This window comes from Aeromicrobium sp. UC242_57 (assembly GCF_044452305.1).
Lineage (GTDB): Bacteria > Actinomycetota > Actinomycetes > Propionibacteriales > Nocardioidaceae > Aeromicrobium.
The window spans coordinates 1,533,504-1,557,297 of the sequence record NZ_JBIOAM010000003.1 but is presented as its reverse complement, the minus strand read 5'-3'; the positions used below and the strand labels follow the sequence as shown (position 1 = coordinate 1,557,297).

24 protein-coding genes and 5 pseudogenes are annotated in these 23,794 nt (G+C 67.7%); 22 read left to right on the top strand and 7 right to left on the bottom strand.

Going from position 1 to position 23,794, the window contains the following annotated elements; translation table 11 throughout:
• Positions 1–64: 64 nt before the first annotated feature.
• Positions 65–1,660 (top strand): annotated as a pseudogene (locus ACHMWU_RS20395) (ABC-F family ATP-binding cassette domain-containing protein); the annotation flags it as partial.
• Here the strand turns inward: ACHMWU_RS20395 and ACHMWU_RS20390 are convergent.
• The gene (locus ACHMWU_RS20390; RefSeq protein ID WP_396046930.1) at positions 1,661–2,107 is read right to left on the bottom strand and encodes an SURF1 family cytochrome oxidase biogenesis protein; all 447 of its coding nucleotides are present in this window, start codon (positions 2,105–2,107) and stop codon (positions 1,661–1,663) included.
• 29 nt (positions 2,108–2,136) lie between these two features.
• Positions 2,137–2,412: an SURF1 family protein gene (locus ACHMWU_RS20385; protein WP_396046351.1), complete on the bottom strand. Its 276-nt coding sequence runs from the start codon at positions 2,410–2,412 to the stop codon at positions 2,137–2,139.
• Positions 2,413–2,481: 69 nt separating this feature from the next.
• Between ACHMWU_RS20385 and moaA the strand changes: the two are divergent.
• Positions 2,482–3,469: pseudogene (moaA, locus tag ACHMWU_RS20380) on the top strand (GTP 3',8-cyclase MoaA).
• A gap of 126 nt (positions 3,470–3,595) precedes the next feature.
• On the opposite strand, the gene ACHMWU_RS20375 reads toward moaA, so the two are convergent.
• Entirely contained in the window at positions 3,596–4,018 is a 423-nt protein-coding gene (locus ACHMWU_RS20375; protein WP_396046349.1) for a DUF3099 domain-containing protein, read from the bottom strand.
• Between the two features lie 159 nt (positions 4,019–4,177).
• Here ACHMWU_RS20375 and ACHMWU_RS20370 point away from each other — a divergent pair, with 159 nt between their 5' ends.
• Positions 4,178–4,390: a dodecin gene (locus tag ACHMWU_RS20370; RefSeq protein WP_396046928.1), complete on the top strand. Its 213-nt coding sequence runs from the start codon at positions 4,178–4,180 to the stop codon at positions 4,388–4,390.
• 10 nt (positions 4,391–4,400) lie between these two features.
• Here the strand turns inward: ACHMWU_RS20370 and ACHMWU_RS20365 are convergent, their stop codons facing one another.
• The gene (locus ACHMWU_RS20365; protein ID WP_396046347.1) at positions 4,401–5,606 is read right to left on the bottom strand and encodes an MFS transporter; all 1,206 of its coding nucleotides are present in this window, start codon (positions 5,604–5,606) and stop codon (positions 4,401–4,403) included.
• An 86-nt stretch (positions 5,607–5,692) separates the two neighbouring features.
• On the opposite strand from ACHMWU_RS20365, the gene ACHMWU_RS20360 reads away from it, so the two are divergent.
• A complete protein-coding gene (locus tag ACHMWU_RS20360) occupies positions 5,693–5,836 on the top strand; it encodes a hypothetical protein (protein WP_396046345.1) in 144 nt (47 codons plus the stop codon).
• On the top strand, positions 5,818–6,042 hold the full coding sequence (locus tag ACHMWU_RS20355; protein ID WP_396046343.1) for a hypothetical protein: 225 nt from the start codon (positions 5,818–5,820) through the stop codon (positions 6,040–6,042). Before ACHMWU_RS20360 ends, ACHMWU_RS20355 begins: the two co-directional genes overlap by 19 nt.
• Here the strand turns inward: ACHMWU_RS20355 and serB are convergent.
• Positions 6,002–7,129, bottom strand: coding sequence for a phosphoserine phosphatase SerB (gene serB / locus ACHMWU_RS20350; protein WP_396046341.1), 1,128 nt, complete (start codon positions 7,127–7,129; stop codon positions 6,002–6,004). The genes ACHMWU_RS20355 and serB overlap by 41 nt on opposite strands.
• Positions 7,130–7,295: 166 nt before the next feature.
• Between serB and ACHMWU_RS20345 the strand changes: the two are divergent.
• The 14 genes and pseudogenes from ACHMWU_RS20345 (at position 7,296) to ACHMWU_RS20280 (ending at position 20,136) form a co-directional block, all read left to right on the top strand.
• A pseudogene (locus tag ACHMWU_RS20345) lies at positions 7,296–8,100 on the top strand (ABC transporter ATP-binding protein).
• A 24-nt stretch (positions 8,101–8,124) separates the two neighbouring features.
• The gene (locus ACHMWU_RS20340) at positions 8,125–8,499 is read left to right on the top strand and encodes a hypothetical protein (RefSeq protein WP_396046339.1); all 375 of its coding nucleotides are present in this window, start codon (positions 8,125–8,127) and stop codon (positions 8,497–8,499) included.
• Positions 8,399–9,123: pseudogene (locus tag ACHMWU_RS20335) on the top strand (SPFH domain-containing protein); the annotation flags it as partial. The gene ACHMWU_RS20340 and the pseudogene ACHMWU_RS20335, both read left to right, overlap by 101 nt.
• A 9-nt stretch (positions 9,124–9,132) precedes the next feature.
• The gene (locus ACHMWU_RS20330) at positions 9,133–9,693 is read left to right on the top strand and encodes an SPFH domain-containing protein (RefSeq protein ID WP_396047038.1); all 561 of its coding nucleotides are present in this window, start codon (positions 9,133–9,135) and stop codon (positions 9,691–9,693) included.
• Positions 9,694–9,874: 181 nt separating this feature from the next.
• Positions 9,875–10,135 carry a hypothetical protein gene (locus ACHMWU_RS20325; RefSeq protein WP_396046337.1) on the top strand — a complete coding sequence of 87 codons (261 nt, stop codon included), beginning with the start codon at positions 9,875–9,877 and terminating at the stop codon, positions 10,133–10,135.
• Entirely contained in the window at positions 10,111–10,887 is a 777-nt protein-coding gene (gene pstC, locus ACHMWU_RS20320; protein ID WP_396046335.1) for a phosphate ABC transporter permease subunit PstC, read from the top strand. Before ACHMWU_RS20325 ends, pstC begins: the two co-directional genes overlap by 25 nt.
• Complete coding sequence (pstA, locus tag ACHMWU_RS20315) at positions 10,887–12,050, top strand: phosphate ABC transporter permease PstA (RefSeq protein WP_396046333.1); 1,164 nt, start codon at positions 10,887–10,889, stop codon at positions 12,048–12,050. The genes pstC and pstA overlap by 1 nt, the downstream gene beginning before the upstream one ends.
• Entirely contained in the window at positions 12,047–13,672 is a 1,626-nt protein-coding gene (locus ACHMWU_RS20310; protein WP_396046331.1) for a substrate-binding domain-containing protein, read from the top strand. Before pstA ends, ACHMWU_RS20310 begins: the two co-directional genes overlap by 4 nt.
• Positions 13,672–14,808 (top strand): hypothetical protein, encoded by a 1,137-nt coding sequence (locus tag ACHMWU_RS20305; protein WP_396046329.1) that lies wholly within the window; start codon positions 13,672–13,674, stop codon positions 14,806–14,808. Before ACHMWU_RS20310 ends, ACHMWU_RS20305 begins: the two co-directional genes overlap by 1 nt.
• A complete protein-coding gene (locus tag ACHMWU_RS20300; RefSeq protein ID WP_396046327.1) occupies positions 14,693–16,159 on the top strand; it encodes a hypothetical protein in 1,467 nt (488 codons plus the stop codon). The genes ACHMWU_RS20305 and ACHMWU_RS20300 overlap by 116 nt, the downstream gene beginning before the upstream one ends.
• 70 nt (positions 16,160–16,229) lie before the next feature.
• Positions 16,230–17,156 carry a sortase domain-bontaining protein gene (locus ACHMWU_RS20295; RefSeq protein ID WP_396046325.1) on the top strand — a complete coding sequence of 309 codons (927 nt, stop codon included), beginning with the start codon at positions 16,230–16,232 and terminating at the stop codon, positions 17,154–17,156.
• Between the two features lie 152 nt (positions 17,157–17,308).
• Positions 17,309–18,154, top strand: a complete 846-nt coding sequence (locus tag ACHMWU_RS20290) for a substrate-binding domain-containing protein (protein ID WP_396046323.1) — start codon at positions 17,309–17,311, stop codon at positions 18,152–18,154.
• 150 nt (positions 18,155–18,304) lie between these two features.
• Positions 18,305–19,156: an Ig-like domain repeat protein gene (locus ACHMWU_RS20285; protein WP_396046321.1), complete on the top strand. Its 852-nt coding sequence runs from the start codon at positions 18,305–18,307 to the stop codon at positions 19,154–19,156.
• 114 nt (positions 19,157–19,270) lie between these two features.
• A pseudogene (locus ACHMWU_RS20280) lies at positions 19,271–20,136 on the top strand (phosphate ABC transporter ATP-binding protein).
• On the opposite strand, the gene ACHMWU_RS20275 reads toward ACHMWU_RS20280, so the two are convergent.
• Positions 20,117–20,524 (bottom strand): hypothetical protein, encoded by a 408-nt coding sequence (locus ACHMWU_RS20275; protein WP_396046319.1) that lies wholly within the window; start codon positions 20,522–20,524, stop codon positions 20,117–20,119. The pseudogene ACHMWU_RS20280 and the gene ACHMWU_RS20275 sit on opposite strands and share 20 nt — an antisense overlap.
• Positions 20,525–20,550: 26 nt before the next feature.
• Here ACHMWU_RS20275 and ACHMWU_RS20270 point away from each other — a divergent pair, with 26 nt between their 5' ends.
• A complete protein-coding gene (locus ACHMWU_RS20270) occupies positions 20,551–20,919 on the top strand; it encodes a lytic murein transglycosylase (RefSeq protein ID WP_396046317.1) in 369 nt (122 codons plus the stop codon).
• Positions 20,920–21,028: 109 nt separating this feature from the next.
• Here ACHMWU_RS20270 and ACHMWU_RS20265 read toward each other — a convergent pair whose 3' ends face one another.
• Entirely contained in the window at positions 21,029–21,478 is a 450-nt protein-coding gene (locus ACHMWU_RS20265; RefSeq protein ID WP_396046315.1) for a hypothetical protein, read from the bottom strand.
• A gap of 10 nt (positions 21,479–21,488) precedes the next feature.
• Between ACHMWU_RS20265 and ACHMWU_RS20260 the strand changes: the two genes are divergently transcribed.
• Together ACHMWU_RS20260 and ACHMWU_RS20255 are read left to right on the top strand one after the other, a co-directional pair.
• Positions 21,489–23,150: an ABC transporter permease subunit gene (locus tag ACHMWU_RS20260; RefSeq protein WP_396046313.1), complete on the top strand. Its 1,662-nt coding sequence runs from the start codon at positions 21,489–21,491 to the stop codon at positions 23,148–23,150.
• A 29-nt stretch (positions 23,151–23,179) separates the two neighbouring features.
• The gene (locus ACHMWU_RS20255) at positions 23,180–23,794 is read left to right on the top strand and encodes a substrate-binding domain-containing protein (protein ID WP_396046311.1); all 615 of its coding nucleotides are present in this window, start codon (positions 23,180–23,182) and stop codon (positions 23,792–23,794) included.

The following is a 23,794-nucleotide window of genomic DNA, read 5'->3' as shown; positions in this document are numbered from 1 at the left end:
CGTCGGCGTCGTCTTGCCGATCCCCAGTTCTTTTCACTGTCACCCCTGATTCAAAGGTTTTCCTGTGCTTACTGTCTCCAATGTGGAGCTGCGCTTCGGCGCGCGCGTCCTGATGTCCGATGTCTCGTTCCGCGTCGACAAGGGCGACAAGATCGGTCTGGTCGGTCGCAACGGCGCCGGCAAGACGACACTGACCCGCATGCTGTCCGGCGACGGACAGCCCGCTGAGGGCAGCATCACCTCGACGGGCAAGATCGGCTACCTTCCGCAGGACCCGAAGTCCGGCGACCTGTCGACGACCGCACGCGACCGCATCCTCGGCGCCCGCGGCCTCGACGAGGCACTCACGGCGATGCGCAAGGCCGAGCTCGACATGGGCTCACCCGATGCCGCCATAGCCGAGAAGGCCATGAAGTCGTACACCCGCGCCGACGCGATCTTCGGCTCCGGCGGCGGCTATGCGGCCGAGGCTGAAGCCGCGACGATCGCCCACGCGCTCGGGCTGCCCGACCGCATCCTCGAGCAGCCGCTCAGCACGCTGTCCGGTGGTCAGCGACGCCGCATCGAGCTGGCGCGCATCCTGTTCTCCGACGCCGACACCCTGCTGCTCGACGAGCCCACCAACCACCTCGATGCCGACTCCGTCGTGTGGCTGCGCGGATTCCTCAAGACGTTCTCCGGCGGGCTCATCATCATCAGCCACGACGTCGAGCTGATCGAGGAGACCGTCAACAAGGTCCTGTACCTCGACGCCAACCGATCGACGATCGACATCTACAACATGGGCTGGAAGTCGTACGTCAAGCAGCGCGAGGCCGACGAGCAACGCCGTCGCCGCGAGCGGGCCATCGCCGTCAAGAAGGCTGACGCGCTCACGAGCCAGGCCAACAAGTTCCGTGCCAAGGCGTCCAAGGCGTCCACGGCCCAGCAGATGCTGCGCCGCGCCGAGCAGCTCGTCGCGGGTCTCGACGGCGAGCGGGTGCAGGACAAGGTCGCGAACATCAAGTTCCCCAAACCGGCACCGTGCGGCAAGACCCCGCTCATGGCGGAGGGCCTGTCGAAGTCATATGGCTCGCTCGAGATCTTCACGGGCGTCGACCTGGCGATCGACAAGGGCAGCCGAGTCGTGATCCTGGGCCTCAACGGCGCAGGCAAGACGACGCTGCTGCGCATGCTGGCCGGGACGCTGAAGCCAGACTCCGGCGACATCATCCCGGGGCACGGCCTCAAGATCGGGTACTTCGCGCAGGAGCACGAGACGCTCGACACCTCGCGCACGGTGCTGGAGAACATGCAGGCGCAGGCGCCTCAGCTGACCGACACCGAGGCGCGCAGCGTGCTCGGCTCGTTCTTGTTCAGCGGTGACGACACGTCGAAGCCCGCCGGCGTGCTGTCGGGCGGCGAGAAGACCCGTCTGGCGCTCGCCAGCCTCATCGTGTCGAGCGCGAACGTGCTGCTGCTCGACGAGCCCACCAACAACCTCGACCCGGCGTCGCGTGAAGAAGTGCTGCGCGCGATCCGGACGTACGAGGGCGCGATCATCCTGGTCTCGCACGACGAGGGTGCCGTCATGGCGCTCGAGCCCGACCGCGTGCTGCTGCTGCCCGACGGTGACGAGGACATCTGGTCCGACTCGTACGCCGATCTCGTCAACTTGGCGTTAGCTCGAAACCGTCGATGCGCGTCGGCTTGCGCCGTTCCTTGGCCTCGGCCCGGGCGAACCAGAAGTAGCCGACGACTGCCAGCAGCGCGAAGAACCACCACTGCAGAGCGTAGAAGAAGTGTGGACCCTGTCCGAGCTCCGGCTTGGGCTCGGCTGCCAACGGGGTGGCCGGTTCGGGGGTCTGCGCCTGCAGGTTGACGTAGCCGTCGACCAGCCGTACGGAACGTGATCTGCGAGCGCCGTGCTGGAGATCGCCCGGATCTGACCATCCGACGGCACCGTGGCGTTGCTGCCGGCACCGGAGTCCTTGCGCAGCCAGCCCTCGATCGTGACCTGACCGCTCGACGGCGCAGGGGCGTCGGGCTTGGTGACGTTGTTGTCGGTGGCGACCCAGCCTCGATTGACCAGGACGGCGTCTCCGGACGCCAGGACCAGCGGCGTCACGACGTCGGCCCCAGGTGCACCATCGCGGGTCACGAACTTGACGCTGGCTGGTGCTCCAGGTCGTACGTGCCGGTGGCGGTGACGCGGGTCCACTCGTTCGTGCCGTCGACCTCAGTGCCAGGGGGGAGCGCGGCCGAGATGTCGACCGGGTCGGCTGCGAAGTGCTTCGTGACGAGCTTGTTGCGGTCGAGTCGCTGGTCGAGCTTGTCCATCTGCCAGAAGCCGAGACGTGTGCAGATGGCGGCGAGCAGGACGACGAAGACCGCGAATCCGATCCAGCGCGCGCTCAAGACGAAGCGATACACACCTTGACGGTAGTTGTCGTGACCAAGCATGAGTCAGCCGGGCTGGCCGCTGGCGCCTAGACTCGACCCATGGAGCTGATCGACGGGCACGGACGCACGGCGACCGACCTGCGTGTGTCGTTGACCGACCGGTGCAATCTGCGGTGCCAGTACTGCATGCCGGCCGAGGGGCTCGACTGGTTGCCCACCGATGCGACGCTGACCGATGACGCTGATGCGGCTGATCACGATCGGCGTGGAGGTGCTGGGCGTCACCGACGTGCGGTTCACCGGCGGCGAGCCGTTGCTGCGGCGCAGCCTTCCGGCGATCGTCGCGGCAACCAAGGCGCTTCCCTCCCGTCCGCGCACCGCGATGACGTCGAACGGCCTGGGGCTCAAGCACACGGCTCGCGCGCTTGCCGAGGCGGGACTCGACCGGGTCAACATCAGCCTCGACACGACAGATCCGACGACCTTCGAGAAGATCACCCGACGCAACCGGCTGGGCGACGTCCTGGACGGCCTCGAGGCGGCCCGTGAGGCCGGTCTGACGCCCGTGAAGGTCAACGCCGTCCTCTTGCGTGGCATCAACGACCGCGGCAGAGCCCCAGATCTGCTGCGCTGGTGCATGAAGCACGAGTACGAGCTGCGCTTCATCGAGCAGATGCCGCTCGATGCTCAGCACGGCTGGAGCAGGGAGGCGATGGTCACTGCCGACGAGACGTTGTCGTTGCTCGGGGAGCACTTCACGCTCACGCCGATGGACGGGCGAGGATCGGCACCGGCCGAGAAGTTCCGGGTCGATGACGGGCCGCACACGGTCGGCATCGTCGGCTCAGTGACTCGCCCGTTCTGCGGCGACTGCAACCGGGTGCGGCTGACGGCCGACGGCAGATCATGAACTGCCTGTTCGCCCGTGAGGAGTCCGACCTCCGCACGGCGTTGCGAGCAGGCGCCACCGACGACGAGATCGCCCGGCGGTGGGCGGCGGCGATGATGACCGAAGCTGCCCGGCCACGGCATCGACGATCCGACGTTCCTGCAGTCTCCGCGGCCGATGTCGGCCATCGGCGGCTGACCACCCCGCCGGGGTGCGGTTCCCACGAGACCTCGGGAACTCGTCACGTACCCAGCGCTGTAACGCGAGGTACGTGCCAAAGACCCCAGGCCTCGTGGGAAACCGGCGCGCGGCGGGAGAGCGGGGCTAGAGGGGGAGGGTTTCCTTCCAGAAACCTCGGGCGCCGAGGAAGGCTCGCAGCGACTCCTCGTGCTCGTCGCAGGCCATCCAGGTCTTGCGGCGATCGGGTGTGTGGAGCTTGGGGTTGTTCCACAGCACCTGGTGCGTCGCGGCGGCGGTGCAGCCCTTCGCCGAACAGGTCAGCTCATCAGCCACGGCCCGGCTCCGGATCGGCCGGGGGCTGCTGAGGGCCTTCGAGCTGTCGGCCGGCCTCGGGACCGAAGGGCGATGGGCCCGCGCCCTCTTGCGGACGCCGGCATTGGCGATCACGACCGCGATGTACGGCAAGAACACGGCCGCGACGAACATCAGCCATCCAGCGACGGCCCACGGCATCGGCTGCATCACCAGGACGACGCCGGCGAGGAAGCAGATCGTGCGGATCGCCATCGACAGGGCGTAACGCTTCTCGCCGGCGTACGCGGTCTGCGGTCTGCGACTCGGCGGCGGACGTGATGGAGAAGACCTGCTGCTTGCGGGGTTCGCGGGACTCGGGGGGCACCCTTCCAGACTACGCCGATGAGGGCAGACGGCATGATGGGCTCATGACTGATCGCACCTACCGCATCACCGAGATCGTTCGGCACCTCTCCCGACGGCATCACCGAGGCCGTCGACAACGGCATCAAGCGCGCCGCGCAGACCCTGCGTCACCTCGACTGGTTCGAGGTGACCGGCGTCCGTGGGCAGATCACCGACGACTCCGTGTCGCACTACCAGGTCACGATGAAGATCGGCTTCCGCCTGGAGGACGGCGAATAGCCCCGGTCTCCTAGTCGTCTGAGGCGAACTTGCGCAGCAGGGCCGCGCTCCCCGACAGCACGACGACGACCGCGCCGTAGATGTACGTGGTCGTCGCCAGGCCGAGGTGGGGCGCGGCGATCCCTGCGATGACCGCAGGGATGCCGAACGCCAGGTACGAGATGACGAACACCGAGGCGAACAGCTCGCCCCGCTCGTGGGGTGCTGCCAGGGGCGTGATCGAGCGCATGATGCCGAGGAACGCCGTCCCGAAGCCGGTGCCGGTCAGCAGCGCAGCGGCGATGAAGCCCCAGTACGAGCCGCCGGCGATCGCGATGAGGGTCAGGGCGGTGCCGACGGCAAGAGCCGTGGTCCCGTAGATCGTGATGGCGCGCGAGGTCCGATTTCCGGCGAGGTAGCAGGCAGCTGCGCCGGCGCCGGTCAGCACCGTGACGACGAGCCCTTGCTCGACGTGGTTGGTGCCGCCGAGCTCTTGGGCGACCAGGGGAGCGCCCAGCGACAGGTAGAGGCCGCCGGTGGCCCATCCGGCGAACACCGCTGGTGCGCTTCGCAGGAATGGTGCACGTGCCGCGTGCGGAAGACCGATGCGCGGGATGAACGAGTGGAGCAGTCCCTCGTGGCGGGGCGACGTCTCGGGCAGCAGCCACACGGCGGCCGCGATGAGGACGTAGGACGCGGTCAGGGTGCCGAACACGATCGCCAGGGCCGACGACGAGTGGTCGAGCAGCACGCCGGAGCCGAGGGCGCCGAGCGCCAGCCCTGCCAGTGGGCTGATGCTGTTCAGGGTCGCGGCCGAACCGGGACGACGTGGCGACTCGAGGTCGACGACGGCGGCGGACAGCGATGACATGAGCAGTCCGGCGGCGACGCCCTGGACGATACGAGCGACGAACAGCACCGTGACGCTGTCGGCGTGCCAGAAAGCCACCATGCTGATGGCGAGCACGACGAAGCCGACCGAGATGACGGGGCGGCGGCCGAGGTGGTCGGACAGCGAGCCGGAGACGAGCAGCGTCAGCAGCAGGCTGACCGCGTAGACCGCGAAGATCGCGGTCATCGTGACGGCGGAGAATCCGAGCTCGGCCTGCAGCACCGGGTAGAACGGCGAGGGCGCGCTCGCACCGATCATCATGGCCAGCACTCCCGCGACTGCGAGGGTCAGGCCGCGGGTGCGTGTGCGGGTCGTGGTCGGTGGTGCGGTGGTCGTGGCGGTCATCTCTGCCTCAGCGTCATAACGTTCGAAAAAAGTGGAACTTTGACGACGTTACCCGATCATTGGGATGGTTCGAGTATTCTCGAACCATGACGGTCATCACACGGCTCCCGCACCCCGACATCGACGACGTGGCCCTGACCGACGTGCTGTTCGCGTTGAGCGATCCGGCACGCCTCGACATCGTCCGTCGCTGGCGGACGGACCGCTCAGCATGGCCGAGTGCTACGTGACCAACCCCGACCTGCCGAAGTCGACCAAGTCGCACCTCATGAAGGTGCTGCGCGAGGCCGGGATCGTGCGCAACGAGCCCGAGGGTCGTCGGCGAGTCCTGAGCCTGCGCAAGGACGGCTCGACCGGGCGTTCCCCGGGCTGCTCGACTCGGTGCTGGGTGCGAGCTAGTCGGCTGCGTCGGCCGCTTCGACCTCTTCGCGCGTGATGCCGAGCAGGTAGATGATGGCGTCGAGATAGGGCACGTTGACCGACGTGCGGGCCTGGTCCCGCACGACCGGCTTGGCGTTGAAGGCGATGCCGAGGCCCGAGGCGGCCAGCATGTCGAGGTCGTTGGCGCCGTCGCCGATCGCCACGGTGTTCTTGATCGGGATGCGGGCCTCAGCCGCGAAGGTCCGCAACGCCTCGGCCTTGCCGGCCCGGTCGACGACCCGGCCGACGATGCGTCCGGTCAACAAGCCGTCGCTCACCTCAAGCTCGTTGGCCGCGTAGTAGTCGATGCCGAGCTCGGCGGCGATCTTCTCGATGATCTGGGTGAAGCCGCCGCTGACGAGCGCGAACCGGTAGCCGAGACGCTTGAGCGTGCGGATCATGGTGCGCGCACCGGGGGCGTACAGCAACGACTCGTAGACCGAGTCGAGCGCAGCGGCGTCGACGCCTTCGAGCAGTGCCACGCGAGCCGCCAACGACTCGCCGAAGTCGAGCTCGCCGCGCATCGCGGCCTCGGTGATCCGGGCGACCTCGGCCTCGCAGCCAGCGTGTGCGGCGATCATCTCGATGACCTCGCCCTGGATCAACGTCGAGTCGACGTCCATGACCACGAGGCGTTGGGCGTGCCGCAGGATGCCGTTCTCCTGCACTGCGACGTCGACGCCCTGCTCGTAGGCCACGGCGGCCAGGTCGGACTGCAGCAGGTCGGGGTCAGCGCCGGAGACCTCCATGCGGATCGCGGTCACGGGGTAGCGGGCCATCCGGACGATGCGGTCGATGTTGCCGCCGTCGTCCTTGATCCGCTGCGTCAGCGCCGCGAGCGCGCCGGGGCGCAGGGGAGCGCCAGCACGACGACTTTGCGCCCGTCCTACCCGGCGCGGGCGGTTGTCGCCGGTGCCGTACTCGATCGTGACCTCGAGGCCGACCTCGTCGGCCGCAGCGACGGCCGTGGCCTCGAAGGACGCCTTGTCGTCGGGGACCGTCACGAGGGCGCTCAGGACGAGACGGCCGCGCACCACGAGCTGCTCGACGTCGATGACCTCGACGCCGAAGGGCGCGAAGGCCGTGAACAGGCGTGTTGACACGCCGCTCTTGTGCGGGACCGGTGAGGGTCACGAGCACGGTGGGGTCGGTGAAGTGCAACGTGGGCACGGGATCAGTCATCGCATCCGAGGCTATCGCTGACGCTGTGGCGGCTCGCGATAGGTTGACACCGACGCCGTCGACCACGCTGAGGAGGGCCCATGCCTGCTGCTTTCGAGCTCGAAGGTGAGTGTGGTGCGTCCCGGCAAAATTCTGCTCGACGACGTCGACTGGACCGTGGCGACGACGAGCGCTGGGTCGTCCTGGGACCCAATGGCGCGGGCAAGACGACGCTGATGCGGGATCATCGGCACGTTCATGCACCCGACGCGCGGCTCGGTCCGCATCCTGGACGAAGTTCTCGGCGAGGTCGACGTCTTCGACGTCCGCACGCGCATCGGCCACACCAGCACGTCGGTCGCCGACCACATCCCGCCGGCCGAGTCGGTCTCCAATGCGGTGCTGTCCGCTGCGCACGCTGTCAGAGGACGGTGGAAGGAGGCGTACGACGAGCAGGACGTGCGTCGCGCCGAGCAGATCATGGGCGAGTCGGGGCATCCTCGGGCTCGCCGGACGCACGTTCGGCACGTTGTCCGAGGGCGAGCGCAAGCGGGTGCTGATCGCCCGTGCGCTGATGACCGATCCTGAGCTGCTGTTGCTCGACGAGCCGGCTGCCGGGCTTGACCTGGGTGCGCGCGAAGACCTGGTCGCGAGCCTGCAGATGCTCTCGGAGGCCGACGACTCTCCGGTGCTCGTGATGGTCTCGCACCACGTCGAGGAGATCCCGGCCGGTTTCACCCACGTGCTGATGCTGCGCGACGGCAAGGTCGTGGCGCAAGGCCCGATCGAGTCGACCATGACCGCCGCCAACCTCAGCCGGACCTTCGGCCAGCGGATCCACCTCGACCACGAAGGTGGACGCTGGGCAGCCCGTCGGGCAGCATACGGACACCGGGCAGACACCAGCCGCTAGACCCACACCACCAGGGAGCAGCACATGATCGACTGGATTCAGGAACATGCATGGGCCAGCTGGCTCGGGGCTGCGGTGATCCTCGCCGCGGTCGAGCTGCTGAGCCTCGACCTGGTCCTGCTGATGTTCGCGATCGGCGCGCTCGCGGCCGCTCTCACCGCCGCGCTGGGCGGACCGGCCTGGCTCGCGATCGCGGTGTTCGCGGTCGTCTCGCTGCTGCTGCTGCTCGTGGTGCGGCCGTCGATGGTCGCCAAGCTGCCGCGCCGGACCCACCCTCGAGACGGGGCACAGCAACCTCGTCGGCCGCACGGCCGTCGTCTTGGAGCCCGTCTCCGGCACCAACGGCCGGGTGCAGCTCGGCGGCGAGCTGTGGTCGGCTCGAGCGGCTCTGCCCGATGACGCCTACGACATCGGCACCGAGGTCGTCGTCACCCAGATCGACGGCGCCACCGCTGTCGTGACCCATGCCAATCCATCGTCCAGTCTCCAAGGAGTACTGATGTCTGCAGCATTGATTGTGCTGATCCTGCTCGCCGTCCTGGCGATCATGATCGTCGCGATGACCGTCAAGATCGTGCCCCAGGCACGTTCTGGCATCGTCGAACGGTTCGGCAAGTACCGCACGACCCTGTCGGCCGGCCTCAACATCGTCGTCCCGTTCATCGACAAGGTGCGCTACGTCATCGACCTGCGTGAGCAGGTCGTGTCGTTCCCGCCCCAGCCGGTCATCACCGAGGACAACCTGGTGGTCTCGATCGACACCGTGATCTACTTCCAGGTCACCAACCCGGTCGACGCGACCTACGAGATCGCCAACTACATCCAGGCCATCGAGCAGCTGACGATGACGACGCTGCGCAACATCACCGGCGGCATGACGCTGGAGCAGACGTTGACGAGCCGCGACCAGATCAACTCGGGTCTGCGCGGCGAGCTCGACTCGGCGACCGGCAAGTGGGCATCCGCGTCAACCGTGTCGAGCGCAAGGGCATCGACCCGCCGCCGTCGATCATCGACGCGATGGAGCAGCAGATGCGTGCCGAGCGCAACAAGCGTGCCGCGATCCTGACCGCCGAGGGCGAGCGCCAGTCGTCGATCCTGACCGCCGAGGGCGACAAGCAGTCGGCCATCCTGACCGCCGAGGGCCAGCGCCAGGCGCAGATCCTCACGGCGCAGGCCGACCGGCAGGCGCAGATCCTGCGTGCCCAGGGTGAGGCCCAGGCCATCACGACGGTCTTCCAGGCCATCCACGACGGCAACCCCGACCAGAAGCTGCTGTCGTACCAGTACCTGCAGATGCTGCCGAAGATCGCCGAGGGCGACAACGCCACGACGTGGATCATCCCGGCCGAGCTGACCAAGGCTCTCGGGACGCTGGGCGGCACGATCGGCTCGATCCCGGTCGACGGCGGCGGAAGCAAGACCCGCGTCGACGTCAACGCACCGATCGAGGACGACGTCGAAGACGTCGAGGCCACCAACGAGGCCGTGCAGCAGGCGCTCGACGCGGCGAAGGCCGCCGAGAACCCTGCGACGGCTGCCGCGGACGTGCCGCCACCGCCCGAGCCGCAAAGCTGCAGCCAGCTGGGCTGAACGACTGACCGCGACGCCGGCGCGAACGAGTGCAGAGGCTCGTTCGCGCCGGCGTCGCCGTGCGTTGCAGAAGGTACGCCCAGCGTTCATTCCACGTTCACCGCAAAGGGGCCGAAAGCCGTCACGCTGCCCCTAGATTTCTCGCGTCAAGCAACACCGACTGCGCGAGAAGAGAACCTCTGTGAGCACGATCTTGCGTTCCGGGCCCCCGGACGCAGACCTGGACGAGCCGCGTGAGTTGGCCAGCAACCCCACCGGATCCGACCGGGCGTTCCTGGTCATCAGCCGCTGTGTCGCGGCCGTGGTCCTGGTCATCACCGGCGGCATCGGCGTCTTCCTGGCCATGTCGTTCCTGCCGACGCTGGGCCACTACGGACTAGCTTCTTCACCGAGAAGCAGTGGCAGCCCGAGGCCGATGTGCTGGGCATCGCCGCCGTCCTGACCGGAACGTTCACCGTCGCCATCGTGGCGCTGCTGATCGCCTTCCCGTTGTCGGTGCTGACGGCGCTCTACATCGCCGAGTACGCCCCGGCGAAGCTCCGTCCGACGTTCGTGTCGCTGGTCGACCTGATGGCCGCGGTGCCGAGCATCATCTACGGGCTCTGGGGCTTCACCCTGATCAGCCCGCACGCCAGCAGCCTGGCGCACTGGCTGCACATGCACCTGGGCTTCATCCCGTTCTTCCGGGTCGATGCCGATCCGAATGCGGCCATCTGGGAGCAGACCCGGTACACCGCCTCGGCGTTCATCGCCGGCATCGCGGTCGCCATGATGGTCATCCCGATGGCGTGCGCCGTGATGCAGCAGGTGTTCTCGCAGGCTCCGCCCGGAGAGCGCGAAGCGGCCTTCGCCCTCGGTGCCACCCACTGGGGCGTCGTCAAGAGCGTCGTCCTGCCGTTCGGCCGCGGTGGCATCATCGGCGGGACGATGCTGGGGCTGGGGCGTGCGCTCGGTGAGACCATCGCGGTGCTGCTGATCATCTCGCCGGCCTTCGACATCAAGCTCCGCCCGCTCGAGGTCGGCACCAACACCGTGTCGGCGTTGATCGCCGGACGGTTCGGCGAGGCTACTGCCGCCCAGCTGCAGGCGCTTCTGGCGGCAGGCTTCGTGCTGTTCCTCATCACGCTTGGCATCAACACGCTCGCCTCGATGGTCGTCGCGCGCAGCCGTTCAGGACAGGGAGCTGACGCCTGATGAGCATCGACACACAAGATGCGCCCACCACGATCATCCCGACGGGCACGACAGCTCAGCCGGCCCCGGCAGGATCGACGACGGTGCGCACCGAACCGTCGTCGACTGAGTCGATCCCGGTCTACCAGCGCCGACTGCTCAGCCGGTCGACCGCGGAGCAGAAGTTCGAGGTCGTCGGCTGCTGGGTCGCCGCCTTGGCGATGGCCTGGCTGATCTGCGGGCGGCTCATGCCCTGGAACGGGCCGATCGTGTTCACGATCGTGACCGTCGTGGTCGGGCTGCTGCTGATCGCCGTCATCACGGCGATCGACTCCGGCTGGCCCGAGGTCGCCGACCGGATCGTGACGACCGTCATCAACCTGGCCGCCCTGCTGGTCGGCGTCGCACTGGTCTCGACGGTGCTGTTCATCTTCGCGCGGGGCTGGAAGCCGCTGATGCACCTCAACACGTTCTTCGACGACATGGCGGGCGTCGGCCCGCGCGATCCGTTGACCAAGGGCGGTGTCGCGCACGCGATCGTCGGCTCGCTGATCCAGGTCGGCATCGCGATCATCATCACGATCCCGCTCGGCATCGGCACCGCGGTCTACATGACCGAGGTCGGCGGCAAGTTCGCCCGCATCGTCCGGACGGTCGTGGAAGCCATGACGGCGCTGCCGTCGATCGTGGCGGGCCTGTTCATCTACACGACGCTGATCGTGGGACTCGGTGTTCCCCGGTCGGGTCTCGCCGCGGCGCTGGCGCTGGGCGTGATGATGCTGCCGATCATCGCCCGGGCGGCCGACGTGGTCCTGCGTGTCGTGCCGAGCAACCTGCGCGAGGCGAGCCTGGCCCTGGGGGCGTCACGCTGGTCGACGGTGTGGCACATCGTGCTGCCGACAGCACGACCAGGACTGGCCACGGCCGTGATCCTCGGCGTGGCCCGAGGCATCGGCGAGACATCGCCGGTCTTGCTGACATCCGGTGCGGCGAGCTTCATGGTCGTCAACCCAGCCGACGGCGTCATGAACTCGCTGCCGCTGTTCATCTTCTCCACCGTCCGAAGCGGCGAGCCGATCTTCATCGAGCGCGCCTACGGTGCCGCCGCGATCCTGCTCGGCATCGTCCTCATCTTGTTCATCATGGCCCGACTCCTGGCCCGTCCACGAAAGGGCATCCGTTGATCACCTCCGCCCGCAAACCCCTCGTCCTGAGCGCCCTGATCGGCGCGCTGGCGGTCGCCGTCCTGCTGGCAGGCGCACGCCCGGCCAGTGCGGCGGCCTACGCCCAGATCGAGGGCTCAGGGTCTACCTGGTCCCAGGGAATCGTGTCGCAGTGGATCGCGAAGGTCAGCGACAACGGCATGAAGATCGCCTACAACGGTGCAGGCTCCTCGCAGGGACGCAAGGACTTCGCCAACAACGTCACCGACTTCGGCATCACCGAGATCCCGTACCAGGGCAAGGACGAGTTCGGCAACGTCGACACCGCCGGCTCCCGCGAGTACGCCTACATGCCGATCGTCGCCGGAGGCACGGCGTTCACGTACCAGCTCAACGTCGCCGGCAAGCAGGTCGAGAACCTGCGGCTGTCAGGTGACACGATCGCCAAGATCTTCACCAACAAGATCACCAACTGGAACGATCCGGCGATCGCCAAGGACAACAACGGGCGCAAGCTGCCGTCGTTGCCGATCGTCCCGGTCGTGCGTTCGGACGGCTCGGGAACGACCGCGCAGTTCACGGCGTGGATGGACAAGATGCACTCCAGCGTCTGGCGGTCGTACTTCGGCCGCTCGGGCCTGACGTCGTACTACCCGAAGAAGCCGGGCAGCAAGATGATCGGTGCATCGGGCTCGGACCAGGTCATGAACTCGATCTCGGCGAAGTCCGGCCAGGGCACGATCGGCTACGTCGAGTACTCGTACCCCGTCAACAAGGGCTACCCGGTCGTCAAGATGCTCAACAAGGCCGGCTACTTCGTGGAGCCGACCCAGTACAACGTGGCAGTGGCGCTGACCCGCGCCAAGATCAACCAGGACAAGAGCTCGCAGAACTACCTGACCTCGATCTTGGACGGTGTGTACACCGCATCCGATCCGCGCGCGTACCCGCTGTCGTCGTACTCGTACATGCTGCTGCCGACCGGCAAGGAAGACCGGCGCATGACGACCGCGAAGCGGCAGACGCTGACCGACTTCATGTTCTACTCGCTGTGCCAAGGGCAGAACAGCGCCGGCAAGCTCGGCTACTCCCCGCTGCCGCTCAACCTGGTGCAGGCCGGATTCACCCAGCTGAAGAAGCTGTCGACCGCTGATCCCAAGGTCAACTTCACGAATCGCGACGTGACGCAGTGCAACAACCCCACGTTCACGAAGGGCAACTTGTCCAAGAACCACCTGGCCGAGATCGCCCCGCAGCCGGCCAAGTGCGACAAGGTCGGCGCCGGACCCTGCGGCGACGCCACGGGCGCGGCACCGACGACGGTCGACCAGGCGAGCGGCAGCGGCAAGCCCGCCGCCGGGGGAGACACTCCGGCTGGAGGCGGCGCCCCGGGCGGCGACGCCGCGGTCGACCCGGGCACGGTCGACCCGGAGACGGGCCAGCCGGCCGCAGGTGGCGGTGAGGTGGCCGCTGGAGGCGTCGGGTCAGAGGCCGTCCCCACCGAGCTGGTGTCGAGCCGTGCAGGTGACACCAAGGTGTTCGGCGCGCTGGCCGCCATCCAGCTGCTGGCCATCGTCATGGCGCCCGGAGTGGGCGCCGTCTACTTCCGTCGACGCGCGCGCAAGCGCCAAGGAGCACTCTGATGACGCACCGCCTTGCCCGTCGTGGGCTGTTCGCCCTCGTGACGCTGACCTTGTTGGGAGGCAGCGTGGTCGCTGGAGTCGCCATCCCCGCCACTGCTGCTGGCTCGGACGAGGGCGCGTTCAGCAAGACCAAGACCGTGACACGAGAGTTCCGTGACGCCGACGGCGCAGACCAGGTCGTCGACTCGCGTGACGTGACGTTGAAGGTCGACCACACCAAGAACCTGCGAGGACGCGAACGCGTCAAGGTGACGTGGGCGGGCGCTCGGCCTAGCGCTGCACGGGCTGCCGACCCGTTCGGCGAGAACGGGCTCAAGCAGGAGTACCCCATGCTGATCCTGCAGTGTCGTGGCGTCGATGACGCCTCGCTGCCTGCGGCCAAGCAGATCCGGCCAGAGACGTGCTTCACCTCGACCCGCCAGCAGCGGTCGCAGTCGACTGACCCGTTCTACGCGATCTGGCGCCACGACCTGTACGCGACCGACAAGGACCGGGCAGAGAAGTCAGGGCTCGATCCGATTCCCGCCGAGTGCAATGACTTCGGCGGCTTCTCGACCCACCTGACGCCGTTCGTGGCCGCGTCGGGCAAGACCTATCCGGCGTGCACGGGGGAGACGATGCCACCAGAGGCTGCCGTCGGGGCGTCGTTCCCGCCAGCGGAGGTCGCTGCCTTCACGGGCAAGGACGGCAAGGGCCAGGTCAGCTTCGAGGTGCGGTCGGCGGTCGAGAACGAGTCGCTCGGATGCTCGGACAAGACGCCGTGCTCGATCGTGGCGATCCCCATCATGGGCCTGAGCTGTGTCGACGCCGACCGCGAATGTCGACGGACGGGGCGCTTCGAGCCCGGTTCGAGCAACTTCGCCAACGAGGGCGTCGATGCCGCCGTCTCGCCGACGTACTGGTGGAGCGAGTCGAACTGGCGCAACCGCATCACGGTGCCGTTGACGTTCGCCCTCCCGCCGAATGTCTGCGACGTGATCGACAACCGCACCCCGGTCGACTTCTACGGCTCGAGAGCTCATGAGCCAGGCCACGATGCAGTGGGCACCGGCTTACTGCCTGCGCAAGGGACGGTTCACGTTCCAGCACACATCGGTCGGCGACACCCCGGCGTTCAAGCTCGTCGAGAGCGGTGAGGTGCCCGCAGCATTCGTCTCTGGAACACGCAAGAGGACGACGACTGATCCGATCGGCTACGCGCCCACCGCGCTGACGGGCTTCGCGATCGCGTACGTCATCGACCGGCCGAACAATGCCGGCGAGCAGGTCGAGCTGAACCTCAATCCGCGCCTGATCGCCAAGCTGCTGACCCAGTCGTACACAGGCTCAAGTCTCGGTGCGCAGCATCCTGGACTCGCCAAGAACCCGATGTCGTTGAACCAAGATCCGGAGTTCGCGGCACTCAACCCGGGTCTGGACTCGATCTCGCGTGAGGCGGCCGCGACGGTCTTGTCGTTGTCGGAGTCGTCGGACGTCATCGAGACGCTGACCGCGTACCTGAAGGCTGATCCCGAGGCCAGCGCCTTCATCAAGGGCAAGGCCGATCCGTGGGGGATGGTCGTGAACCCGTCGTACAAGGGCATCGACCTTCCGGTCAGCGAGTACCCGCTGCTGGACGAGTTCGAGCCGAAGTCGGAGCAGCAGTGCCGCATCGAGAACCCGGCACCGTACTTCGGGCAGCTTGCGGCGCCCGTCACGACGTTGCGCAAGATCTCCGAGGCCGTGCTCGATGCCTGGCCGAACGTGCAGACCAAGTGCGAACGGCCCAATCCGGCCGAGCCGTACAAGGTAGGCCGCATCGACCGGCAGGGCGTCGGCGCGCGGTTCATGCTCGGCATCGTCAGCCTGGGCGATGCGCAGCGCTACGGACTGCGCACGGCCAGCCTGCAGACGCAGTCGTCGATGTCGCCGACCGAGAAGGTGACGAGCGCGGAAGGTCGCACGTTCATCGCGCCGACCAATGCGAGCGTCCAGGCAGCTGCCCGCGTCGCCAAGCCCGGCAAGAAGACGGCGGCGTTCTCGCTGCCGATGAAGGCGCTGCGGGAGAACCCGGACGCCTATCCGGGCGCGATGATCGTGTACACGACGGCCAAGCTGACCGGGCTTGACAAGTCCGATGCCAAGAACGTGTCGTCGTTCATCAAGATCGCCACGAGCGAGGGCCAGGTGCGTGGATCGGGCAACGGCAGACTGCCCGAGGGGTATGTACCCATCACGAAGGGCGGTGCCACCGCCGCGCTGTACCAGCGTGCGCAGGACGTCGCGAAGCTGATTGCCGAGCAGAAGGAGCCGGCCACGCCGGTCAGCACGCAGGGCCCCGGTGCTGAGTCTGGTCCGGGAACCACGACGCCTGATGCGGCCGGACCGGCTGATGAGGTCGTCCCGGACGAGCAGGTGTCGGCCGGACCTGCTGTGACCCAGACGTTGCAGACCAGCCCGACCTCGGCGGACAGCCGCGGCCGGCGGCGATGCTGCTGCCGCTGCTGATCGGGCTGGCCCTGCTGGCCGGTCTCGGCGGGCCCGTCACCCGCGTCGTCGCGATCGTGCGAGCCCGCCGATGACCGCGATGCTCAACGGCCGGCGACGGGCGAGCCAACCGGCCCAGGTCTGGCCTATCCTGCCGCGGGCAGACCGGTCGCCGGTCACCCTCGCGGAGTCCACGTCGATCATCAGCACGTCGCTGACGGTCTTCGCGATCGTCCTGATGTGGTTCTTGGCGCAGCTGCTGTTCCTCAGCGGGATCGAGCAGGGGCGCGCACAGGAGCGGTTGTACCTCGACTTCCGGACCCAGGTGGCCGGCGCCACGGCACCGACCGGCGGTGTCATCGCACCGGGGTCACCGGTGGCACTGTTCTCGATCCCCTCGCTGGGCTACGAGCAGGTCGTCTCAGAAGGCACGTCGTCGGGCGTGCTGATCAACGGGCTGGGCCACCGCCGCGACACGGTCCTGCCCGGACAGGCGGGCGTGTCGATCATCTACGGCAAGTCACGGACGTTCGGCAAGCCCATGGCCGCGATGCTGACCGATGCGACCGGTCGCACCCTCACGGTCACGACGGGCCAGGGGGAGTCGACGTACAAGATCAGCAAGGTGCGACGGGGCGGGGATCCCATGCCCGTCCCGCCGACGGGCACCGGCTCGCGGATCACGATGGTGACGTCCGAGGGGAGCGGAAGCCTGGGTGCGCTGTCCCCGAGCAAGGTCGTGTACGTCGACGCCGAGCTCGTCGGCAAGTCGTATCTCGCGCCGGGCGGTCGGCCCAACACGGTCAGCACGATCGAGACAGCGATGGCCGGTGACAAGACCGTCATGCCGTCGCTCGCGTTGGCGCTCGGAGCACTCGCTCTGGTCACGGTCGGGTCGATCTGGTCCCGGCACCGGTTCGGCCTGGTGCGCACCTGGATCATCGCGGCGCCGATCGTCGTGGCCCTGGCCTGGCTGACATCGGACCTGACGATGTACCTCCTGCCGAATCTCCTGTGATTGCAGGGAATCCAAGTCGTCTTCCGATGGTCACTTGGCGTTCACCTCAAACACCGCGAACGACGCATCTGCACCCCTAAGTTGCTCGTGGGAAGCAGCAATCCGCTGGCCCACTCATACGAGGCAAGACACACGAGAAGAGGAACCCAGGAATGATTCGTCAGCGAGTCTCCTTCGCCGTGGCCGGGGCGCTTGTCGCCGGCACGGCACTGACCGTAGGACTGGCCGGACCGGCCTCTGCGGCCGCCACCGCTTACGACCCGAACTTCACGCCTGCATCAGGCGACCTCGTCGGCGTGGGATCCGACACCATCGAGATCGCTCTCGACTACCTGGCCAAGGGCGCCGACGGCGCGGCCGGATTCAACGCCGGCACGGCTGGTTTCAAGATCGCCTCGTTCGCGGCCGCTGGCGACCCGGCCACCGTCACCCTGCGCTCGGGCAGTGCGGCGATCGCTCGCTCCACGATCAACGGATCGGGCTCCGGCAAGTCCAAGCTGTACGGAACCGGCAACAACGCCGACGTCAACTTCGCGCGGTCCTCCTCGACGCTCAGCGCCGCCGAGATCTCCGCCGGGCTGCAGCAGTACCCGTTCGCGGTCGACGGCCTGAAGCTCGCCGTGTCGGCGACGGTGCCGTCCAACGCCCCGGAGACCATCAGCCCGGCCGACCTGGTCCGCATCTACAGCGGCGCGGTCACCAACTGGAGCCAGCTCGGCGGCACCCCCCGGTGTCATCAAGCCGTACGTCCCGCCGACGACATCGGGCACGTACTCGTTCTTCATCTCACAGCTGACGGCCGCCAACTCCGGCAACGCCGTGACGCTCGCGGGCACCGTGGCGACGAGCCAGGAGCACGACGAGACCCTCATCAAGAGCGACCCGAACGCGATCGCCCCGTTCTCGACGGCACGCGCCAAGAGCCTGACCAGCAGCATCAAGCTGGAGAAGGGCTTCAAGGCCTACCGCGCGGTCTACAACGTGGTCCGCCAGGCTGACCTGTCGAACCCCAAGATCACCGCAGTCTTCGGCGAGACCGGCTTCATCTGCAGCCCGGCCGGCAAGCCCCTCATCGAGGCCGCCGGTTTCGAGCAGCCGCGACGCAGGCCGCCGGCGGCGGCGTCTGCGGCAAGCCCCTGCAGGAGGCCGTGTCGACGTTCGTCACGACCTCGCAGGTCGAGACCGACTCGACGCTCGTCGCCGAGTCGCTCAACGGCAACAAGGTTCGGCTGTCGGCCACGGTCGACGCCTCGAGCACGCCCGAAGGCACCGTGACGTTCAAGCAGGGCAGCACGGTCCTCGGCGATCCGGTCGAGGTCGTCAACGGCAAGGCGTCGACGACGGTCCTGGCTCCCGCCGGGAACCACACCTACACCTCGACGTTCACGGCGTCGGACGTGCTCGCGTTCAAGCCGTCGTCGTCGACGGCGACGGTCTCGGTCAAGACGCCCTCGCAGGTCACGGTCGGCCTGATGAACCCCATCGGCGCCTACGGCTCGACCCGCCTCGCGGTCGTCTCGGCCACGGTCGACGGTGAGTCGGCGACCGGCAATGTCGCGGTCAAGCTCGACAACGGCGCTTCGGTCAACGTCGCCCTGAAGAACGGCTTCGGCTTCTACACGGTTCCCGGGACGACTGCTCTCGGCGCTCACACGCTGACCGCCTCCTTCGCCGGTTCGTCGACCGTCAGCGCCGCGACCGCGTCGACGCCGCTCAACGTCTCGAAGGCGACGACCAAGACGTCGTTCACCCTGAGCCCGGCCAAGATCAAGGTCAAGAAGTCGACCAAGGCCAAGGTCACGGTCACGATCAACGGCGCCTCGGTCAAGCCCAACGGCCTCATCGTGATCAAGAGCGGCTCGAAGGTCGTCGGATCGGGTGCCGTCAGAACGGTGTCGCCACCGTCACGATCGCCAAGCAGACCAAGAAGGGCAAGCTCAACCTCAAGGCGACGTTCACCGGCAACAGCGACTACGCCGGCTCGTCGTCCTCGGTGGTGAAGCTGACGGTCACCAAGTAGCGCATGCACGTCCCCGCACTGCACGGCCGGCTCCGCGTCCACCCGGACGCGGAGCCGGTCAGCGCGTGCTCCGAACTCCAGAAAGGCATGACCCATGACTGTGACCGCCCCCGAACGCGACCACTCCGCTGCGCCGGACGACGCGCACACCGACGTGCTGCCGGTCGTGCCGGCAGCGGCCTCGCACCTCGCCGAGATCAAGGCCAACGAGATCTCGGCCTGGTCCGGAACCCACAAGGTGCTCGACCGGGTCTCGTTGACGATGCCGCCCGGCGCCGTGACGGCGTTGATCGGCCCGTCGGGCTGCGGCAAGTCGACGTTCCTGCGCATCCTCAACCGGATGCACGAGCGATCCCGTCAGCGTCGCTCGCCGGCAGCGTCGGCTCGACGGGCAGGACATCTACGACCCCGAGCGCAAGCTCACCGATGCCCGACGGTCGATCGGCATGGTGTTCCAGAAGCCGAACCCGTTCCCGGCGATGTCGATCCAGGAGAACGTCCTGGCCGGTCTGAAGCTGACGGGGACGAAGATCGACAAGTCGGCTCGTGAGGAGCTCGTCGAGTCCTGCCTGACCAAGGGCGGTCTGTGGAACGAGGTCAAGGACCGGCTCGACGCCCCCGGTGGCGGGCTCTCCGGCGGCCAGCAGCAGCGGCTGTGCATCGCCCGCTCGCTCGCGATCAAGCCGCGCGTCCTGCTGATGGACGAGCCGTGCTCGGCGCTGGACCCCACGTCGACCCGCGTCATCGAGGAGACGATGCTGGAAGCTCGCCCAGGAGGTGACGATCGTGATCGTGACCCACAACATGCAGCAGGCTGCGCGGGTCTCGTCGCAGTGCGCGTTCTTCCTCGCGGCACAGGGCACCCCTGGTGTGATTGTGGAGCATGGGGATACTGGTTCCATGTTCGGCAATCCTCAGGACTCGCGCACGGCTGACTACGTCAATGGCCGCTTTGGCTGAGCGTGCGCGAGACGGCCGGTCCACGTCGGGAATCCTTCTCGGCGTGATCGCTGCGCTGGTCGGCGTCGCGCTCTTGGCCGCGACGGCGGCGTTCGCGAGCGTTCCGTCCAGTCCGCGCCCAGAGCTCGCGGCCGCGCCGGTGCCCACCACCACGATGTCGCCCGTGCAGCCGACCGCCGAGGCAGCGACCCCGAAGGCCGTCACGGAGCAGGCCACGACGGCGGGCGTCGCGCCTGACTGGATCGCCAAGGTCTCGCAGCAGACGGGTGTCAGCAGCGTCGCGGTGGCTGCGTACGGCTCGGTGTCGTTGCGCATGGCGGCGGAGCAGCCGGGCTGCAAGCTCGGCTGGACGACGCTGGCCGGCATCGGCGGCATCGAGTCGGGGCACGGCACCAACGGCGAGCTCCCCAGCTGTTGCCTGACGGCACGACCTCGCTCCAGATCATCGGTCCCGCCCTCGACGGGAGCGCGGGCATGGCGGCGATCCGCTCCGACGCCGAGTCGGCGCAGTGGCACGGCGACACGTCGTGGGACCACGCGATCGGCCCGATGCAGTTCATTCCCTCCACCTGGGAGAAGTGGCACTCCGACGGTGATGGCGACGGCAAGGACGATCCGCACAACATCTTCGATGCGGCCTACGCCGCCGGTCGCTACCTGTGTGCGTCCGGAGCAGACCTGACCACGGGTGAAGGCTGGACCCGGGCAGTGTTCTCGTACGACCATTCCGACGACTACGTCCGAAACGTCTTGGCGCGCGCCAACTCGTACGCCGCTCGCTGACTCGGCCCGCACCACGCACACGAGGCCCCCGGTTCGCACCGGTTTCAGACTGTGAGATGCGCATCGAATCGTCTGCTGTCCCCATAGATTTCGCTGTCGGTATGCACCTTCAGACGATGGGACGCTTGTGGCACTCGAGAGCCAGGTGGTCGATCAGCCGCGCCAGGTCACGGCGCGTCTGACCCGTGGCGACCTGTGGTTCGTCCGGGGCACCCGGACCATCGCGCTGCTGGTGTTCGCGATCGTGTTCGCGATCGCGCTGTTCCTCGGCCTGCAGTCCGTGCCGACGTTCAGGGCGTACGGCTGGTCGTTCTTCACCGAGTACCGCTGGCTGCCGAGCCAGGACGTCCTGGGCATCGCTGCCGTCGCGCTCGGGACGCTCGAGGTCGCACTGATCGCTCTGCTGATCGCGGTGCCGCTCGCCCTCGCGACGGCCCTGTTCATCACCGACTGGGCGCCGCCGCGGATCAAGCCGATCCTGATCACGCTGGTCGACCTGATGGCCGCAGTGCCCGGGATCGTGTTCGGGCTGTGGGTCCTGCTCGTGGTGCAGCCCCACGCGAACGCACGTGACGCACTGGCTCAGCAAGGTCTTCGGCTGGTTCCCGCCGTTCAACGTCCGCACCGACGTCGACTTCCCGATCTGGAACCAGGCTCCCGGCTACCCGTCGTACGCCGGCTCGGCCGCGATCGCCGCGATCGCCGTCGCGGCAATGATCTTCCCGATGGCGACGTCGGTGATGCGCGAGGTGTTCGCCGAGGCGCCGCTGGGCGAGAAGGAGGCAGCCCTGGCGCTGGGCGGCACCCGCTGGGCGGTCGTGCGCCACGTCGTCCTGCCATTCGGCAAGAGCGGGATCATCGGAGGGTCGATGCTTGCGCTGGGTCGTGCGCTGGGCGAGACGATCTCGGTCGTGCTGGTCATCACGCAGACCTTCGAGATCAAGATCCGGGTGCTGGAGGCGGGCACGTCGACGATCTCCTCGCTGATCGCGACGGGCTACAAGGAAGCCACGCCGGCCCAGCTCTCGGCGCTGCTGACGGCCGGATTCTTGCTGTTCGTCACGACGATGGCGGTGAACGGGCTCGCTGCGGCGGTCGTCGCGCGGTCTCGCTCCGGGGCGGAGAGCGAGATATCGAGTGTCGACGTGCTGACCGTCGAGAAGGTGCTCTCCGACGATGGTCTGGGGCCCGAGCAGCTGAGGCGACCCGGGCGGGCCACCCGCGAGGACCGGCTGACCTATCTCGGGGCGGTCGTGGCCTCGCTGTCGCTGACCTGGCTCGTGTACACCCAGATCCTGCCGTTCACCGGACGACTGGGATTCATCGTGTCCTGGTACGCGCTGTTCGTGATCCTCCTCGGGGTGCTGACGGCCCTCGACCGCCCGCGCGCCGTCGTGGTCGACCGAGTCATCTCGACCCTGGTCGCCGCAGCACCCGTCATCGTCGGGCTGGTCCTGGCGTCGACGGTGATCTCGACGGCCTGGAAGGGCATCGAGCCCCTGATGCACCTGAACTTCTACACCCAGGACATGGCCGGGGTCCGGGCGACGGACAGCTTCGACAAGGGCGGCATCCTGCATGCGATCGTCGGCACCGTGATCCAGGTGTCGATCGCCGTCATGATCGCGATGCCGCTGGGCATCACGACCGCAGTGTTCACCTCGGAAGTCGGCGGACGCACCTCGCGCTGGGTGCGGGCCGTGGTCGAGGCGATGACCGCGATGCCCTCGATCGTGGCGGGCCTGTTCATCTACACCGTCTGCATCGTCCACCTGGGCATGCCGACGAGCGGCTTCGCGGCGTCACTCGCGCTGACGGTCATGGCACTGCCGATCATGGCCCGGGCCAGCGACGTCGTGCTGCGCGTCGTCCCCGGCGGACTGCGCGAAGCTTCCTACGCCCTCGGGGCGACGAAGTGGCAGACCGTGTGGCACGTCGTGCTGCCGACGGCCCCGACCCGGTCTCGCAACGGCGTTGATCCTCGGTGTGGCCCGGACCGTCGGCGAGACCGCGCCGTTGCTGCTGACATCGGGTGCATCGACGTACCTGACGGCCAATCCCTTTCACGAGCCCATGAACTCGTTGCCGTTGTTCATCTTCAGCGGGGTGTCCTCCGGCTCCCCGATGTTCGAGGAGCGTGGCTACGCCGCAGCCGCCGTGCTGCTGGTCGTGGTCCTCAGTCTGTTCGTGTTCGCGCGCCTGGTGGCACGCAGAAAGCCAGGAAGCTGTGAGACCCCTCCCGCCGAAACTCCTCCGCCCGGTGCTGATCGCCCTGGCGGCCACCCTGGTGCTGCTGTCCGGGCCCGGTGCGGCCAGCGCAGCGGTCTCGCACGCCCTGATCCAGGGATCCGGCTCGAGCTGGGCCGGGAACGCGCTGAGCGAGTGGGTCGCCGATGTCGATGCCAAGGGCCTCAAGGTCGTCTACACCCCCAACGGCGCCGCGCAGGGACGCAAGGACTACGCCAACAAGTCGACCGACTTCGGCATCACGGACTCGCCCTACCGCGGCAAGGATCCGACGACCGGCGCCGACGACTCGCCGCTCGGCCGGTCCTTCGCCTACCTGCCGGTCGTGGCCGGCGGCACGTCGTTCCCGTACCACCTGGAGGTCGGCGGCAAGCTCGTGCGCAACCTGCGTCTGTCCGGCGACACGATCGCCAAGATCTTCACCAACAAGATCGACAGCTGGAACGACCCGCAGATCACCAAGGACAACAACGGGAAGGCGCTGCCCGACATCCCCGTGATCCCGGTCGTCCGTTCGGATGGTGCCGGCATCACCAACCAGTTCACGACCTGGCTCGTGGCCGAGCACGCAGGTCTGTGGAAGGAGTGCAATGGCGGACGCCTCGCGCCGACCGACTACTTCCCCTGA